This window comes from Adlercreutzia wanghongyangiae (assembly GCF_035989245.1).
Classification (GTDB): domain Bacteria; phylum Actinomycetota; class Coriobacteriia; order Coriobacteriales; family Eggerthellaceae; genus Adlercreutzia; species Adlercreutzia wanghongyangiae.
In genome coordinates, this window is record NZ_JAYMFF010000002.1 from 239,485 (window position 1) to 255,786 (window position 16,302).

The 16,302-nt window shown below is 59.5% G+C and carries 14 protein-coding genes; 1 reads left to right on the forward strand and 13 read right to left on the reverse strand.

The window, feature by feature from the left end:
- The first annotated feature begins 94 nt into the window (after window positions 1–94).
- Entirely contained in the window at window positions 95–232 is a 138-nt protein-coding gene (locus VIN30_RS01405; protein WP_338208672.1) for a hypothetical protein, read from the forward strand.
- A 146-nt stretch (window positions 233–378) separates the two neighbouring features.
- Here the strand turns inward: VIN30_RS01405 and VIN30_RS01410 are convergent, their stop codons facing one another.
- The 13 genes from VIN30_RS01410 to VIN30_RS01470 form a co-directional block, all read right to left on the reverse strand.
- Window positions 379–1,092 (reverse strand): hypothetical protein, encoded by a 714-nt coding sequence (locus VIN30_RS01410; RefSeq protein ID WP_338208674.1) that lies wholly within the window; start codon window positions 1,090–1,092, stop codon window positions 379–381.
- A gap of 33 nt (window positions 1,093–1,125) precedes the next feature.
- Complete coding sequence (locus VIN30_RS01415; protein ID WP_338208676.1) at window positions 1,126–1,863, reverse strand: TorD/DmsD family molecular chaperone; 738 nt, start codon at window positions 1,861–1,863, stop codon at window positions 1,126–1,128.
- 10 nt (window positions 1,864–1,873) lie between these two features.
- Window positions 1,874–3,262: a radical SAM protein gene (locus tag VIN30_RS01420; protein ID WP_338208678.1), complete on the reverse strand. Its 1,389-nt coding sequence runs from the start codon at window positions 3,260–3,262 to the stop codon at window positions 1,874–1,876.
- A gap of 55 nt (window positions 3,263–3,317) precedes the next feature.
- A complete protein-coding gene (locus tag VIN30_RS01425) occupies window positions 3,318–3,935 on the reverse strand; it encodes a 4Fe-4S dicluster domain-containing protein (protein WP_338208680.1) in 618 nt (205 codons plus the stop codon).
- Window positions 3,936–3,937: 2 nt separating this feature from the next.
- The gene (locus tag VIN30_RS01430; protein ID WP_338208682.1) at window positions 3,938–6,403 is read right to left on the reverse strand and encodes a molybdopterin-containing oxidoreductase family protein; all 2,466 of its coding nucleotides are present in this window, start codon (window positions 6,401–6,403) and stop codon (window positions 3,938–3,940) included.
- A gap of 247 nt (window positions 6,404–6,650) precedes the next feature.
- Window positions 6,651–7,580, reverse strand: coding sequence for a slipin family protein (locus tag VIN30_RS01435; protein ID WP_338208684.1), 930 nt, complete (start codon window positions 7,578–7,580; stop codon window positions 6,651–6,653).
- Window positions 7,580–7,990 carry a GntR family transcriptional regulator gene (locus VIN30_RS01440; protein WP_338208686.1) on the reverse strand — a complete coding sequence of 137 codons (411 nt, stop codon included), beginning with the start codon at window positions 7,988–7,990 and terminating at the stop codon, window positions 7,580–7,582. The genes VIN30_RS01435 and VIN30_RS01440 overlap by 1 nt, the downstream gene beginning before the upstream one ends.
- Before the next feature lie 27 nt (window positions 7,991–8,017).
- Complete coding sequence (nrfD, locus tag VIN30_RS01445; protein WP_338208687.1) at window positions 8,018–8,968, reverse strand: NrfD/PsrC family molybdoenzyme membrane anchor subunit; 951 nt, start codon at window positions 8,966–8,968, stop codon at window positions 8,018–8,020.
- A 245-nt stretch (window positions 8,969–9,213) separates the two neighbouring features.
- A complete protein-coding gene (locus VIN30_RS01450) occupies window positions 9,214–10,968 on the reverse strand; it encodes an FAD-dependent oxidoreductase (protein ID WP_338208690.1) in 1,755 nt (584 codons plus the stop codon).
- A 589-nt stretch (window positions 10,969–11,557) separates the two neighbouring features.
- Window positions 11,558–12,241: a PspA/IM30 family protein gene (locus VIN30_RS01455; protein ID WP_338208692.1), complete on the reverse strand. Its 684-nt coding sequence runs from the start codon at window positions 12,239–12,241 to the stop codon at window positions 11,558–11,560.
- 120 nt (window positions 12,242–12,361) lie between these two features.
- Window positions 12,362–13,522: a hypothetical protein gene (locus VIN30_RS01460; protein WP_338208694.1), complete on the reverse strand. Its 1,161-nt coding sequence runs from the start codon at window positions 13,520–13,522 to the stop codon at window positions 12,362–12,364.
- Between the two features lie 194 nt (window positions 13,523–13,716).
- Window positions 13,717–14,187, reverse strand: coding sequence for a universal stress protein (locus VIN30_RS01465; protein WP_326424790.1), 471 nt, complete (start codon window positions 14,185–14,187; stop codon window positions 13,717–13,719).
- Between the two features lie 150 nt (window positions 14,188–14,337).
- Entirely contained in the window at window positions 14,338–15,990 is a 1,653-nt protein-coding gene (locus tag VIN30_RS01470) for an ABC1 kinase family protein (protein ID WP_338208696.1), read from the reverse strand.
- Between the last annotated feature and the right edge of the window lie 312 nt (window positions 15,991–16,302).

Consider the following 16,302-nt stretch of genomic DNA (forward strand, 5'->3'; position numbering starts at 1 on the left):
CGCATTAATTATTGCGTTGACGCAATAATATCATAGCGACATGCAAGAGACTTTCGCCTGGTTGCGAAAAATGCGAAAGAGGCGCTTATTGCCGATGGGCGTTCAGAGCAACTACGCCTCCAAGTACAAAAGGCGCCTCTTGGAAAGCGGCGTGATAGGGGACGTAGGCCAGGGACGCTACACCATCGATCTGCCAGGATTCAAGGAATACGTGCAGGAGAGCCTTATCTAGCGTCATCTACGAGGCTCCCCCTCGTAGGAAAAGGGCTCTGCCCCTCCGCTATGCGTGAGCACCCATCAAAAGGGCCGGAAGCGAAAGGCTTCCGGCCCTTGGGAGGGAACTAAAGATGCAAGAGCTTGCGCTTGCCAGCGAGAACGCTATGCTTCGGCGAGCTCTCCATCCGGCGCAAACCGCATGTTCTCCGCGTGCCTATCACGATACGCACGACCCAAGCGACCTACGACATACACCAGTAAAATAGCCACATAGAGAACCACGTTCACCACGGCCTTGGCACCCCCGCCCATGGCCGACGGAAGAAGCATCGCGAAAACGTGGCAAAAGACCAAGCCGTAAAACACGTAGGCCAGCATCTGAACGCGCTTCCAAGTCACGGACGCCATGGCGTTGCGAACCACCTTGAACGAGGTAACCGTCAGCACCACAAGAAGAGCAATCAACACGAGAGACAAAACCGTCCCCCAAAACGTTCCCGCAGTCGCGTCCATTCCTCCGAAGAAAACGCGTGTCAGCATCGGATTGGCGTAGTGAACAACATGACCCGCAATAAGAATACTGGCAATGATCGACAACTCACCGCGAATGGGCCGAAGGGAACGCTTGAGGCTCCCTTCGGGCAATACGCCCACCATCATCACGACCGAGAGAATGCCGAAGGCAAACAGCGACTGCTGCAAATACGGAAAGAGCATACGAGCAGCAACGGGAGAGAAGCCGGCAATCGCATTCGTCATCATGAGCGCGTCCACTGCAAGCGCCACAAGATAAAAGACTCCAGGATGCTTCCGAATGGGCTTTCTGAGAAAGTAGGAGAAGCCCCCTGCAAGAATGCAGGCAACGATTAAATTCATTTCTATCCTTTCAGAGTGTTCACTTTCGTTGGCTCACGCGCCCTGGTCTCCCTCGGCGTCCATAAGCACGCAGCCCAGAGCTCCCACGCAAGGGTAAAGCGGGCCTCGGCCCTCCTGGGAAAGCCGTTCGAAAAATCGAGGCATCCAATTAAGCAGATGCTCCTCTTTGAATGCCGAGAACTGCTGGGAAAGCCCATTGAATCTTTCAGAGCAACGCGGCGCCTCACCGTCATCCGCAGTCGACGCCTCGTGCACGAGGGATGCCAGCCGGCAATGCATCTTCGAGGCGAACTCAAGCTCGACGACCATGTGATCAGCGGGAAGCTCGTGGCCCGGCACGCGAAATCCGGCACGCTTGTAATGTTCAACGGCATTCATAGCTATTGGATTGACGAAAAGGCATGGTTGAGCCGACTGCTTCCCAGCCGCAACCCTTTCCCCGTCCACAAACATGCTCTCATAGGGCTGAACGCAGGGGTGCTTCGGGTGCATGAACAAGCGCGTATACTCCTGCCGAATATCGGAAAGCCCGCACCTCCCTTCAGAAACGCTCCGATGAAGCTCATCGAGTTCCTGAAGCACTTCAGCCAGAGACGCCGCTTCCACGCCGGCCTCCGAAGCCATAGAGCGAACATCCCCCGAAGCCGAGAGAGCGCCAAGCTGCTCGATCATTTCCTCTGAAGGAGCTTGCAGGAAATAGCACAGCAAGGAATACCAGTCGGATAAGGCGCTGTGATACGCCACGGCGGCGTAACCGTTTGTTTCGCTCATAGCTTCCCTTTCATTCTTCGCAGTTCCCCGACACCGCCGCGCAAAACGCCCGCGGCGTTGTCTGTTCAAGCTTCAGTTCCCTCAGCACGGGAACCCGCTGTGCCGGCGCTGGGCTCGCCGCACCGATGCTCTCCCGCACGGCAACCTCCACCGCACCCACGCTGATGCCGATCGGCATATCCGGGAAAGCCTCGCAGAGCAGCGGCACGGCATGAAGGGGGAACTCCGCAAAGTCGCCGCGCTCGTTGTATTCGCAAGCGAACGCCCCCGTGTCCTTGGCAAGACGCGCCACTACTCCGGCTTCTTCCCCAAAAGCCTTGGCCGACTCCAGGAAATACCCCTCTTCCGAAAGCGTACGCAGCGGAAAGGCCTCTTGGAAAGGGGCGTTCTGGAGATAAAGCTGACTCGTGAACTTGTTCTCCAGGGAACAGTAGTGGCAGCCCATTGAGAGGTTGCGTTCTATCGCAAAATCAAACAGATCAAGGCACGCTTCCTCGCTCCCAGCTATGGGAAGACCACCTGCATACTCATAGTCGTAGTACACGCGATAGGGAGGATTCTTGATGGCATACCCGCGTCGCAGAAACTCGTGGGCGTTGTGAAGCGGATAGCAGAATTCCAACAGGTTAATGCCCTTGACGCCGATCGCATCCAGCTGGACGAGCAGCTTCCTCATAGGCTGCACCCAATCGGGGGCGACGGGCATTTCCACCATCACGTTGGGAATGTACCGAGCCGCCAACACCATGAGGGCGAGTACGTCCTCGTGGGAGGATTCGGATTCGTCCAACTTGATGCTCAACCGAATCTCGTCAAGACACACCGCGCGCAGACGCCGCAAAACCTCTTCATCAAGGTAGGCGCCACTTGTGTACAACCGCATATACGCATGGGGATACAGCTTCCTCGCGTAGTCAAAGAACTCTATGGTCTCGGACTTATGCACCAACGGCTCGCCACCCGTAAGGGCGATATGCTCCAGTTGAGCACCTCGGTTGTAATAGTTGGTCAGTTCTCCGCAAGCGTCTTGCATGCCCCGCTGCAGTTCGTCATGATCGCGCTGATTTGCGTTGAAGCAGAAATAGCAATTGCGCGGACATTGGGTCGACAACCCCAAGGTAAGGGTGTTCAGCCCTTTTCTGCACTGAATGCACGCTGGGGATATCCATCCGCGATGCAGGCTCTTGCCACCGTTCTCGACCAAAACGCCCCGAGAGGCCAAGTCCCGCACCCTCTGCTCCACCGCAGCCTGAGCAGCATCGGTTCTCCTAGAAGCGAAAGGGAGGCCCAGCGTCTCAACCTCTGCACGGTAGTCGCACTCGATGCCCTCGTAAAGCGCCACGTGCTGCGCAAGAGTAGGCTTGAACACCGCGCCTTTGCCGCTTGCGTTCCCCGACATCTGTCCTCCCCTCCTCCCAGCAGGCCGGACCCTTTCGGGCCCGGCCTCACACAGCCTACTTCACGTAGAAGACGTTCGGCTCGGTACCGCTATCAGTCAACAACTGCTCGAACTCCTTGCCCTCCAGGAACTTGCTCACATCGCTGTTGGGGTCGTCCAAGTCGCCCCAATAACGTGCCCGACCCGGGCAAAGCTCCATACAAGCCGGGATTTCCCCGCGATCCACACGGTGCGCGCATCCCGTGCACTTAGTTACCGTGTGCGCCACATGCGGACGAGCATCCCAATCGCCCACCGGGAATCCGACACTATACGTCGGCTCGTCCTCCAGTAGCGTGCGCACATCATAGGGGCATGCCGTGATGCAGGATCCGCAGCCGATGCACGTGTCGCCGTCAATGGTCACGAGGCCGTCCTCGCGTTTCACGCTTGCACCCGTAGGGCACACCTCAACGCACGCCGGCTTCGAGCACTGCTGGCAATTCACGGGATAGTGAACCATGTGCAGATCGGTGGGATAAGTTCCCCGGGCGCTGTCCTTGGCGTCGCCGCCATCGGTTCTCACGTTGTTCCAAAACACTTCGTTTGGAAGATTGTTGGCCTGCTTGCAGGAAATGGTGCAGGTATGGCAGCCCATGCAGCTTCTCAGATCGATCGCAAAACCATAACGCATGGCTATTCCCCTCCTTCGTATTTCTCGACTTCGCAAAGCGTGTCGAAGAAGCAGTTATTCGGCACCGTGGGATTGAACACGTGCGAGGTCAGGTCGGCATAATGGCCGGCGACGAACTGATCCTGCTCCCATCCCTTCGGAACGATGATCATGCCCGGACGCGTGCCAGGGTGAATTACCGCCTTGAGCACCACGAAGCCTCGATCGTTGAACACGCGCACATAGTCGCCTTCAGCGATGCCGCGCGCAGCCGCATCATCGGGGTTCAGCTTTACAATGGGCTCGCTGTACAGCTCGAGCAGCCAGGGTGCGTGGCCAAACTGAGTGTGGCACTTCATCTTGTTGCGTTCACCCGAATAAATGAGCGGATATTTCTGCGCCAGAGGATTCGCCTCGAACTCGCCGATGCTTTCCGGCCACGCCTCTGCCGGCGGCTCCCAATAGGGCAAACGCTCGCGCATATCGGTCAGCACCTGCCCGTAATCAACGTAGGGCGTGACCACTTCGCGGTAGAACTGCTCGCGACCCGAAGGCGTGGGGAACACGCCGTCTACGCCAAGGTAGTAGGGCTCGGCAGGATAATCGCGCAGGCACTTCTCCTCTTTTAGCTTTTCCCAGGTGATGCCCAGTGCGCGGGCATTATCGTTGTCGAGCGTGGCCGCCAGATACTCCTCTTCGGTGTACTGGAAGTCCTCCACCAGTCCCATCTTGTTCGCAATGAGATTGATGATCTCGACATCGGTCTTGGCTTCGTGCAGGGGATCGATGCACTTTTCCTGCAGCGTCATGTAAGGGGTAATAACCGGGGCGATCTCAGTCATCTCGAACCAGTGCGTGACAGGCAGAACGATATCGGCGTAGCGAGCCGTATCGGTCATGCGCATTTCGGCGATAACCACCAGCTCCATCTCGTTCAGGGCCTCAATCCACGCCTTGCGCTCCACCTGGTTCGCAACGGGATTCGCACTGTAGATATACAGGCTGCGCAGATTCACCGGACGACCCTCGATCTGCCCCTCCCTCACGCTGACGGGGAACAGCGGACCCGGAATCACGCCCGCAGGGCCTACGATCTGCTTGGGCATGGAAGCGGCCGAGATGCCGAAGCCTGCCACCGGCCAGTCCATACCGCAGGTGGCACCCGGCTTGCCCAGATTGCCCGTAATGCCGGCAAGACCCGTGACAGCAAAATAGAACATATGACCATTAACGTAGTGGTCGGGACCAAGCCCCGTGTAAATGGTCGAAGGTCCTTCCTGCGCGTACTCGCGAGCCAGCTCGGTAATAACCTCAACAGGCACGTCGCACAGCTCCGACGCACGTTCTACCGTCCAGTCTTTGATGGCGTCCTTGAGCAAAGTATAGGCGCAAGTGGCCTTCACTCCATTCACCTCATAGGTGCCTTCAATGACGGGGTTTGCGATGTCTGCGGGCACGCCGAAGTTGCCGTTGCCGTCGGTCACCACAATGGGATCTTCCGCATCCTCAGCAGGTGCCTCACCCGTGATGTCGCTCAGGCGCACATACAGTCCGTCGGTCTCCTTCACCAAGAAGGGTCCCACCGTGCCGATTTTGATGTAGTCCTCGTCAGTCCAGCCGTTATCGATGCAGAGATTCATCATGGCCATGACCATCGCAGTATCTGTAGCCGGTCGAATGGGAATCCACTGATCGGACTTAGCGGCACAGTTGGTGTAGTTCGGGTCGATGGTAATCAACTTCGAACCGCCATTGTGGGCCTCGGTCAGAAAATGCCAATGCTGCGTCTGCGCTTCGGAGGGATTGGCGCCCCACACGATGATGGTCTTCGCGTTGGGCATGTCGGTAATCTCGTTTACGCCCGTTCCCTTCGAGAATCCGCCACCGGCGAACAAGCCGTTGTCATAGCACGGGCTGATGGTAGTGAATCCCAACGCGTTGCTCAGACGCTGCGGATACTGCGTGGACGCCGAGCCAAAGTTGCCACCTGCGCTGGGCACCAGGCCGATGCTGCCCGCGCCATCTTGATCGATAATCGCCTGCCACGTTGTGGCGATTTCCTCAATGGCCTCGTCCCACGTGATTTCTTCCCATTGATCGGCGCCACGCTCGCCCACACGGCGCAGCGGCACCTTCAGACGATCGGGATCGTAAATGCGCTGCAAGTGGGACAGACCCTTAGTGCAAATGCGATTGTATTCAGGATTGGGGAATTCTCCCATGGTGGTGCTGACGACGTTTCCATCGCGCACTTTGATCTTCAGCTTGCACCCACCGAAGCAATTGCCTCGGCACGCCCCCGTGAAAATCTGCTCTTCGGGAGCCTCGGCAGCCGCAGAGCCTCCTCCAGCCTCGCCGGTTTCCCCTAGTTCTTCCTTCGGCGCGCATCCCGCGCCCGCCAGTGCCGCCAAACCCATTGTCGCCGCAGACCCTTTCAGGAACGTGCGACGCCCAAAGCTCGGCTCAACGGTGTTAGTTCCCTTGCTCATACCTACAACCTCCTTTGATGCCCTTTGCAACCGCTAACTCGCCTCAGGCGATGCAGGTTGCTTCCCTCGAGAAGGCCGCGTTTCCTATGGCCTGCGCATGGCCATGCAGATGGACTTCTCCCTCCAGAAGATCTCCGATGCTGTCATCTTATTATCATACAAGTTATATGACAAGTATGTATTTTAGAGAATAATGAGTCGGACCTTGGAAAAGGGCTGGTCAAAGGCTGTTTAAGAGGATTGCTTTCTAGCGCAGAAGATCCTTCATGGCATCGATTCCACCATCGTTGAATCCCTCGCTATAGGCGCTCGGCACGACAATCATGCCGCCATGTTGCTTCACGCTGTCGTGGACAAGGTTCATGGTTCTCAACTGAAGGGCCTTCTCAGGACAACCGTATACACTGGCCGCCTCAACGTACATCTCAGAGATGTCGCGCTCCACTTCGGCAAGCAGCACACGGGCGTCCCTTTCCCGTTCCGCCTGCGCCTGCTTCGACATTGCGTCTTGAAGCTCCTTGGGAATGACGATGTCGCGAATTTCCACCGATACCACCGAAAGGCCCCATTCCTCGACTTTTTCGGAAATGATGCGTTGCAGCTCCTTGTCGAGATAACTGCGACGGACGGCAATTTCGGAAAGGCTAATCTGGCCAATGGCGTCGCGCATAGCCGTCTGCGCGCACAGCGATATGGCTTGCTCGTAATTTCTCACTTCGGTGCAGGCCTTTTCGGCATCCCACACCACCCAGAACAACACCGCATCAACGTCCACAGGCACCAAATCGCTCGAAAGCGTCTCCTCGGCGCCGAAGGCCGTCGTTCTTACACGCTGATCAATAGTGGCCGCCTTCGACTCAATAATGGGAATAAGGAAGTATATTCCCGGACCCACAATACGGTTGATTTTGCCGAATCGCGCTATAACGGCTTTCTCCCACTGAAAGGCGATGTTGACCGCGCTAGCCATCAGCCAGCCCAAGAGCAGCGCTAGCGCGATCGTGACGATGCTGACATCACTCCAGGTAAGGAAGAGCACCGCTGCAGCAACTACCACAAACACCGTGAGCGTAAATAGCACGGAACCGTACTGCGATGTTGTGCTCTGCTTCTCTTCCATCTCGTAATGCGGCTTTTCCCTGCTCGCACGATTACCCACGCCATTCTCCTTCGCCATTACCGCCCCTCTCCGCTTCGGTCCGGATGATTAGCCTTGTACTGCTCGATTCTTCGTGCCACCTGATTTGCTATGTCGTCAAGGGGAACGCCGATCTCCAGGCAGCGGTCTATCATGAGGTCGATGACGCCGTCGGCCGGCGAGCTTTGGGTTTCGTTGCGCGACTTGGAGATATCGTCGACAAACGTTCCCTTGCCCCGAAAGGAAACGATGTACCCATCGTGAATTAAGCTAAGGTACACCTTGTTTACCGTGTTGTAGTTAATCTTGAGATTAATGGCCAGCTCTCGAACTGTGGGGAGCTTTTCACCTGCCTTATAGTGCCCCGAGGTAATCAGATAGATGAGACGATTCCGGAGCTGCAGCCAGATGGGAACGGTGCTGCGCTCATCTATTTCAAGCTCTTTCACGTCTTTTCCTGTCACACTCAATACCTCTCACACACCAATGGCCGCTATGGTCATTGCCCTGAAAACAACCGAGACCCCCATCACGCAATACCGGAGAAAATAGCCGCCTATCATGGTCGTGAATCCTAAAACGAGAACATGCCATGGACCAATTACGCGGGCCCTCAGCGACAGAGCGTCAAGGAGCAGTGGTGCTAGAATACCGCATCCGATGAAGCCGAGCAAAAAGGGCAGGCCGAGGCCGTCGGAGAAAAACAACGCGAACGGAGATTGCTCGTCAAGCCCTCCCATCTGAATGAACATGGCGATCAGCGATATCATCTCACCCGCAATGCATACGGCGTCAAGGCGCGCCAAAACCTTCAGCGGCTCGCTGCAAAGCTTTAGGTCAACATTGGAAATACCCACAACAAGAAAAGGAACCGCCAGCCCCGTCGCAAGAGACGAGAACAGGAAAAGCGGCACGAGAAACGCCGACGACCAGGGCACTATCGTCCATATACTGTTGAGATAAATCCCCGTGTACACGATGATAACGCAGGCAAGCGCACCCGCAAGAACCTTCAGGGCGACCAGCACCCTGAACGAAAGGTCGATACCCCGCAGGTCAATTGCAAGCAAGGCAATCAACACAACGAGGAACAATGCCAGAGCCAGTGCTCCCACATTAAGCACCGAGAAAACAGGACGAATGAACAGCAGGTGAGCCTGTTCGGGACGCACCATGTCGCCAAGAAGGCAAATGCTGCCCACAGCGGCAGCGAGTGTAGCCGCGATTAAGGTAGGCCGGCCAACCAGGTCATGAAATTGACGCCATACAAGAGCATGCCTTTGCCCCAAGGCAGAAGATGCAAGGGCGGCTCCGCCTGCTTTTCGCCAGGAAATGCTGGCACACGCCTTTATCAGGAGCCCCGCCAAGCAAGCGCCCCCCGCCATGCCTCCAAAGAAGAGGTACCAGGCAATCAGCTCACCGAACATGGCCCCCACCCTATCGGTTAATCATAGTAATCGTAGGTATTTTCGCCATTGTAGCACGCGCAAAAGAAGAAGGCCAACGAAACACCTGCTGGCCACCCGCACGTGTCCGCCGAACAAACGGCAAGGGCAGAGCCCTTGCCCTACGGGGCACCTACCACCGCAAAGCCTATTCCACATGCGAAGAGGGCGCCCCGGTTAGAAGCGCCCTCTTGCATTCGTCGCGTCTTTTCGCGTGAGCGCTTTGCTTACGCGAAATCGCCGGCGGCCAGGCGATGACCCAGGGTGTAGCCGAAGGTCAGGCAGTTGATGCCGTAGCTGTTGCCCGGGATGGCGAAGTTGTACTCGTTGGCGTACATATCGCCGATCATGCAGCCCACGTTGAACAGACCCGGGATGGGCTCGTCGTTCTCGTCGCACACCTCCATGTCGGCACTGGTGCGCAGGCCGCCCATGATGGTCATGAACGTGCAGGTGTTCACCGCGGCGTAATAGGGGCCCGTAGCCTCGATTTCCACCAGGTAGGTGGGATCCTTGTAGAAGTCGGTATCGGCACCGGCGGCCACCAGCTCGTTGTAGTGATCCACCGTTTCCTTCAACTTAGCGGGATCAAGCTCCAGCTTCTGGGCCAGCTCCTCCAGGGTGTCGGCCTTGAAGTACGAGCCGTCCTCGGCGCCGGCGTCCCAAATGGCGATCATTTCCTCAGCCGTCTTCGGCGGCAGGGTGTAGTCGCTGCCGAACAGATACCATTCCTGGCCGCGGTCGATGATGGCCTGGGGGTAGTTCTTCGTCCAAATGCCGTAGGCCTTCATCTCGGGCTGCGACAGCAGGTGATGCGCCGTGTAGGGCGCCGACACGTCCTCGCGCTGGTAGCGCTCGGCGCGCGTGTTCACGTTCAGGCCCCAGTGGAAGCCCAGCGGCTCGTGGCCGCCGCCCCAGCCGCCCTGGTACATGGGGGCCGCCTCGGCCTTCTGCCACGCGGCGCCAATCCACAGGCCCATCTTCTGGCCGTCGCCGCCGTAGATGCCGCCCATCTGGAAGCTGGTGTTGTAGTCGGTTTCCACCTGATCGAAGCCCACCACGTCAAGCGCCTCGGGGCAGTAGCAGGCCAGCATCTCCTTATCCAGGGAGTAGTCGCCCGTGGCCAGCACGATGTACTTGCCGTTGAACTGCACATAGCCCTCGCCGGAGCCGTTAATTTTCTGCGCCACCACGCCAGTTACGCGGCCGCCGTCCTCGCGGATGAGCTGCTCGGCCTTCATGTCGTACACGATTTCCACGCCGTATTCCAGCGCCTTCTTCTCCAGCGCTTCCACGGCGCCCTGCTGGCCCGTGGACACCATGGCCGAGTCGCCCAGCGTAGAGAACGCATGAGCGTAATGGGGCCCCAGGTCGAAGTTGTTGTCGCGCTCGAGAATGACGGACAGGCCGGCCTCGCTGGCGATGTCGATCATCCAGTTCATAGCCTCCTCCGACTCGTTGTAGCCGCGCATCCACTTGCGCTGGTCGATGGCGAACGACGCCGCGCGCATCTCGTGGTAGTAGAACGGCACGGGGTTGAAGGGCTCAACCTTCAGCTCTTCCATCACCTTGGAATTGCGCGCGTAGTTGGAGCCGCCGCGGCTGATGGGGCCGCTGGACGCCGAGAACAGCGTCACCTTGCCGCCCTTTTCGGCAGCAGCCACAGCCGTGGTGAGGCCCGACATACCCGATCCCACGATGATGATGTCGTTTTCCTTGGTCTCGGTGATCTGGTCGGCCGGAATGGGCTCGGGCGGCACCATGAACGACCAGGTGGGCATCTTGTCGCCCAGCTTCAGCACCACGTCGTTGGTGCTGGCGGCATCGCTGGCGCTGCCGGCCGCCGAGGAGCCACCCTGGCTGGCAGAGCCGCCATCAGCCGCCGGCGAGCAAGCCACCAGGCCCGCCGCTGCAGCACCCGCAGCGCCCACAGCGCCCATCTTCAGGAAATCGCGGCGTGAGAAGTCGTGTGTTTCAGTCATTGAAACCCCTTCCGTACGCGGCGGAGGCTCACCCCCACCTACTACTTTCAGGGATATGCCCTATGCCTATCCCTCCCACCAGCCAGTATGCCACGGAGACCCTCGACGATCATGGCGCAAAACGTCGCATCTGGCCGGATTTGCCTAGAATGAACCCTTTCGACCCAGAACCGACGCGAAAACGCCCGATCGTTTAAGGAGAGTTTAGTCTGGTGAATTGACCCGCAGTTAATCTGCGAGGAGCGATTCAAGTTATGTGGCTGTGGGAAAAGCAAGTCGCAGGAGTGTAGGTCAGATCGAGGTCGAACTTGCAGAAATGCGAGATGACCCCCGATCTGACCTATTTCAGCAACCGCAAAGGAGAGAAATCCGGTCAGATCGGGGGTCATCTTGCATTTTCGAGAGCGCGATATGATCAGATTGGCCCCTATCTCGCATTTCTGCAAGATAGGGGCCAATCTGCACTGATCACGAACGCGAGTGTGGCACCTCGCAGGCAGCACACGCGCCAAGCTGGCGTCTCGGTACTCGCGGCGGCCGCCAAGGCCGCCTCTCTGGCATAGCAGCCTTGCTGCTTGCGGTTTGACCGCTATTCCAGGCCCATTTCCTTCTTCAGGCGGGCCAGGTCGTCGTCCACGGCGGCGGTGGCGCCGGCTTCGGCATACTTCTTGGCCAAGTCCTCGGTGGGATCGGCGGGCTTCTCGGCCAGCTCGGCCACGGCGTTGGCGCGATCGAGCATCTCGTCGGCCTTGGCTTCCATGCGGTCGAAGGCGCTGCGGGCACCCTCGGCACGGTCGCCGGCCGAGGTCATCTCGTTCACCTTGCTTTGGGTCTTCGCCACGGCGGCCTTCGCCTTGATGGTGGCCTTGCGCGCGTTCAGCTCCTCAATGTCAGAAACCAGCTTGTCGTGCATCTGACGCATCTTGTCGGCGTTGGCCTTGGCGCCTTCGTAGGCCACCACCAGGCCCTCGGTGCGACCGGCCAGCTCCTGCTTCTTCGCCAGGAACACGCGCGCATCGGCCTCGTTGCCCGCAGCCAGCGCCTTACGAGCCAACTCCTCGTACTTTTCCATCTCGGCGTTGTTTTCGTCCACCAGCTTCTTGCAGCGGCGCTCCTCGGCCATCACGCCGGCAGTGGCCTCGCGTACCTCGGCCAGCGATTCGGTCATCTCACGCAGGTACTGGTCCACCATCTTCTGCGGGTCTTCCGCCTTGTCCAGAAGCTCGTTGATGTTCGCCTTCACGATGGAGGTGAAGCGATCGAGAATACCCATGTCGGTCTCCTATCTGGCCCGCAGGCCGAGTTGCCGCCCCTGCTGGGGCGGGACGGCCTTGCGGCCTGGTCGATTGGCCTCGCCGGGAGGCCGATTGCTTGCGCCCAGTGGCGCAGGTTGCTAGTGGGGGCGCGCCGGCTGAACCGGCGGCGCGTCCGACTCCCCCGCGGGGGCGCCGTACTTCTTTTCCAAATCGGCCAGTTCGGCGTCGGCGAGCGACTCCAACGGCGTATTCAGAATCTGCTGCATGCGCTCGGCTTCGCGCTGCTGGGCCGCACGGCGGTTCCGCACGATGAGGAACACCACCACAGCCACAATTATCACCGCCGCGCACACCGCAATGATCGGCAGCGGCGAAGGCGTCACCGTCATGATACGGTCGGCGGTGTCGCTGAAGGCCTTCGAGAAGATTTCCTCCTCGGACAGGCTGAGGTCGTCGTAGTCTTGGCTGAGGTAGGCCTTGAAAATTTGAATGGCCTCGTCGTCCAGCACCGAGCCTGTTTGCGCGCCGGCCCAGTAGGCAGCGTTGAACCGCCCATCGCCCGTGTCGCAGAACACCAGCACGAAGTGGGCCTGGTCGGTGAACAACTCGTTGTACTTTTCCTCGGCGATGGCCTGCAGCTGCTGATAGGACGTAACCGATCCGTTGGGCAGAATATACACGTGGGGCTGCACGCCCGTTTCCTCGTAGAAGTGGCGCAGGCCGCGCTCGAGCTTGGCGGGGTCGTGAATCCAGTCGCCATCCACATCGGTGTAGTAGCTGGTCTCCGTAGCGGCGCCGGCGGGCAACGCCGTGCGCTGCACCGTGGACGCCGGCACATTGGCCGACGAGCAGCCGCCTCCGCCCAGGGCCACCACCAACAGCACCACCAGCAGCAGTGCTGCCACGATAACGAAAACGGTACCGCATCCACTGTTGGGAGCCTTGCCCCGGGGCGTCTGCTGGGGCGCATTCGGCCCGCCGCCGGAAGACCCCGGCTGCTGCGGCCCACTCGGCTGCGGGGGCATCTGCGGGGGCATCGAGCCTCCGCCGCCGCTGCGACTGGAACCGATGAGGCCGCCAAGCAGGCCGCCCCAGAAGCTGCCCCCGCCGCCATAGTAGCCGCCGGGATAACCGCTGAAACCGCCGCCAACGCGGGGGCCGCTGAAGCCACCGGCCGAACGGCCGCCGCGACCCGAGCCTCCGGAGAACCCTCCCCCGAAGCCCCCGCCGCCGCTTCCAAAGCCGCCGCCGAAACCGCCGCCGCCCGAGAAGCCGCCGCCTCCGCCTGATCTGCCCATGTCGGTTCCTTTCTTCGCGCGCTCAAAAACGCTGAAATGGCTTCGAATCGACGGTTTTGTTACCGCCTGCCCAGGAAAAGGGTCCCTGATGCGTTATCTTGCGCATGTTTTCCCAGGTGGCGTATTGCCGGTATCCCTTTCAGGGCTCCTTCGCGTAACAAAACCGTGCTTTTCAAGCCATTTCACGCGAAACGCTATTTCACAATGAGCACGGGAACGTTGGTCTTGTGCAGCACCGAATAGCACACGCTGCCCAGCATACCGCGCACGGCGCCCAGGCCACGATGCCCCATCACGATGCAATCGTAGGCGCCCTCGTCGGCATAGGCGGTGATGGAATCATGCGGCGAGCCGTTCACCACAGCGATGCCCACACCCTGGGCGTCGCCCACCAGAGGCGCGATGTTCTCGGCAATGGCGTCGGTGTCGGCCTTGATGGCCTCGCTTTCCACCTGGTTCATCACGTCCATGTCCATGGCATCGCCCATCACGCCCGACATGCGCGAGGCAATCTTGAAGGTTTCCGCATTGAAGTCGTGCCAGTCCACCACCGACAGCACGGTAATCTGGGCGTCGGGCACGCCGGCCGCCAAATCGAGGGCCGCCGTAAGGGCGTTCTGCGCCGGCTCGGACTTATCGTAGGGAACGAGAATCTTCCGATACATGAGGGCCTCCTTCGCCTCCTACCAGGTATTCATTACCTATACACTCAGCAATTATGCCTTGATTCATTGTATCACGCGGCTTTTTCGCGCCGCAGCCGTTCCGCAGCTGTAGACGCGATGTTACGCGCGCTGCCGGCGGCGCCGACAACTCTAGCGCGGCTCCTCGTTGTTCAGCAGGCGATGGCGCGACACCATGATGCGGAACACCGTGTAGGCCCCCAGCACGAAGGCGCCCAAATAACCCAGCACGCCCAAAAGCGGCACGCCCAAAAGCTGCGGCTGCATGCCCGTGGTGCACAGAATGGACGACCCTAGGAACAGGCCAGCCGACAGCAGCGCCAGCGACAGGCGTCCCACCGAGGCGTACACAGTGGCCAGAATGCGCGCCGACACATCGATGTCGCCGTTCACCTTGATCTGGCCGCGGTCCACCATCTCCAGGGTGTTCGACAGCTGGGTGGGCAGCTTCGCCAGGGCCTCCACCGATCCGGCGCCGTGCATAACCACGTCCACCAAGCGCGTGGCCACGTACTTCGGTTCCGCCTGCTGGGAAATCACGTGCTTCGACACGATCTCGATGACACTGATGCTGGGCGCCACCTGCGCGATAACGCCCTCGATGGTGACGAACCCGCGGGCGAGCATGGTCACCGACGACTCCATCACCATGTTCTGGTCGCGCAGAAGCTCGATGATCTCGGTCATCACCACGCCCACGTTGATGTCCTTCATCTCGGCCGTGCTGTATTCCTCCAGAAGCCGCGACAGGGAATCGAGCAGCGCGCCGTGGTCCACCGGGCCGGTCACCCGCACCAAGCCCATGATGGCCTCCTTCAGCAGGTAGGTGTCGCCCGTGGCCACGGCCGTGAACACCTTCCCCACCAGCATGCGCTCCGATGCCGTCAGCGAGCCCACCATGCCCAGGTCGATCCACACCACCTCGTCGTCACGCACCAGAATGTTGCCCGGGTGCGGGTCGGCGTGGAAAAAGCCGTTGTCCAGCACCTGGGTCACATAGCTCTGGCACACACGCATGGCCAGCTGATCTACGTTCACGCCCTGGACGCGCAACGTTTCCACCTGGGATATTTCCACGCCCTGCACGAATTCCATCACCAGCACGGCATCGGTGGAATACTGCGGGTAGGGAATCGGCGAGGTGACGCCCGGCTCGTCGGCCAGTTCACGACGGAAGCGCACCAGGTTGTTCAGCTCGATGGTGAAGTTCACCTCGTTGTTCGTGGTGCGCTCGATTTCCTCCACAAAGCCTTCCAGCGACAGCAGCGTGTCGCGATGGGAGTTGCTGACGAACTCAGCCAGGGCCAGCAGATGCTTCATCAGCATCAGGTCCTCGGCCATAGATTCCACCACCCCGGGACGGCGCACCTTCACGGCCACCGTGGTGCCGTCCAACAGCACCGCCTTGTGCACCTGCGCAATGGAGGCAGCACCCAAGGGTGCCGGATCGATAGACGCGAACACCTCGTGCCACGACCGACCGTAGGAGCGGTCGATCTGCTCGATCACCTGGTCGAAAGGCATGGGGTTCGCATCATCGCGCAGCTTCTCGAAGGCGTCGCAGTAAGCCTTGGGCAGAAGGTCGGAGCGGTTAGAGGCCAGCTGACCGATTTTCACGTAGGTGGGGCCGAGCGCCTGCAGCACCTCCACGGCCTTCTCGGGCGTCAGCCCCCGCAGCACGTGATATTCGCGCATAATGTGCATGATCTGGTTCAGCCGCTTGTGCGAGGTTTTGTCTTTCAGGGAAATCTCAACGAGCTTCATGAACTCTTCGAACGTGGCCACGGGCGCCCCCTTCCTGCGTCGTCAGTGCATCGTCGGTGGTTTCCATGGTAGCGGCCGAAAAGCGACCTTGCGGCTCAGCGATTGACCTGGTATCGAATTGTTTCTCGCGGAGAAGGCGCGGCGGTGGAAAGCTCCGGAAGGAAAGCGGGACAAGGGGAGCTGCGGAAGGAACCGGCGCGCAGAAATGCCCCGCCCCCGCCAGAGGATGAACCCACCTCAAAAGGTGGGTGCTCGCATCTGGCCTCCTGGCTTTCGTATCAACGGATACGAATCTCCATTCCACCAGCTTCTAAAGCTCCCTCGTTAAAATAC

Coding starts and splice junctions, on each gene's coding strand:
- VIN30_RS01405 (WP_338208672.1), top strand. CDS start 95: ATGGGCGTTCAGAGCAACTACGCCTCCAAGTACAAAAGGCGCCTCTTG.
- VIN30_RS01450 (WP_338208690.1), bottom strand. CDS start 10,968: ATGACTGAAACACACGACTTCTCACGCCGCGATTTCCTGAAGATGGGC.
- VIN30_RS01435 (WP_338208684.1), bottom strand. CDS start 7,580: ATGGCGAAGGAGAATGGCGTGGGTAATCGTGCGAGCAGGGAAAAGCCG.
- VIN30_RS01430 (WP_338208682.1), bottom strand. CDS start 6,403: ATGAGCAAGGGAACTAACACCGTTGAGCCGAGCTTTGGGCGTCGCACG.
- VIN30_RS01410 (WP_338208674.1), bottom strand. CDS start 1,092: ATGAATTTAATCGTTGCCTGCATTCTTGCAGGGGGCTTCTCCTACTTT.
- VIN30_RS01415 (WP_338208676.1), bottom strand. CDS start 1,863: ATGAGCGAAACAAACGGTTACGCCGCCGTGGCGTATCACAGCGCCTTA.
- nrfD (WP_338208687.1), bottom strand. CDS start 8,968: ATGTTCGGTGAGCTGATTGCCTGGTACCTCTTCTTTGGAGGCATGGCG.
- VIN30_RS01420 (WP_338208678.1), bottom strand. CDS start 3,262: ATGTCGGGGAACGCAAGCGGCAAAGGCGCGGTGTTCAAGCCTACTCTT.
- VIN30_RS01425 (WP_338208680.1), bottom strand. CDS start 3,935: ATGCGTTATGGTTTTGCGATCGATCTGAGAAGCTGCATGGGCTGCCAT.
- VIN30_RS01455 (WP_338208692.1), bottom strand. CDS start 12,241: ATGGGTATTCTCGATCGCTTCACCTCCATCGTGAAGGCGAACATCAAC.
- VIN30_RS01460 (WP_338208694.1), bottom strand. CDS start 13,522: ATGGGCAGATCAGGCGGAGGCGGCGGCTTCTCGGGCGGCGGCGGTTTC.
- VIN30_RS01465 (WP_326424790.1), bottom strand. CDS start 14,187: ATGTATCGGAAGATTCTCGTTCCCTACGATAAGTCCGAGCCGGCGCAG.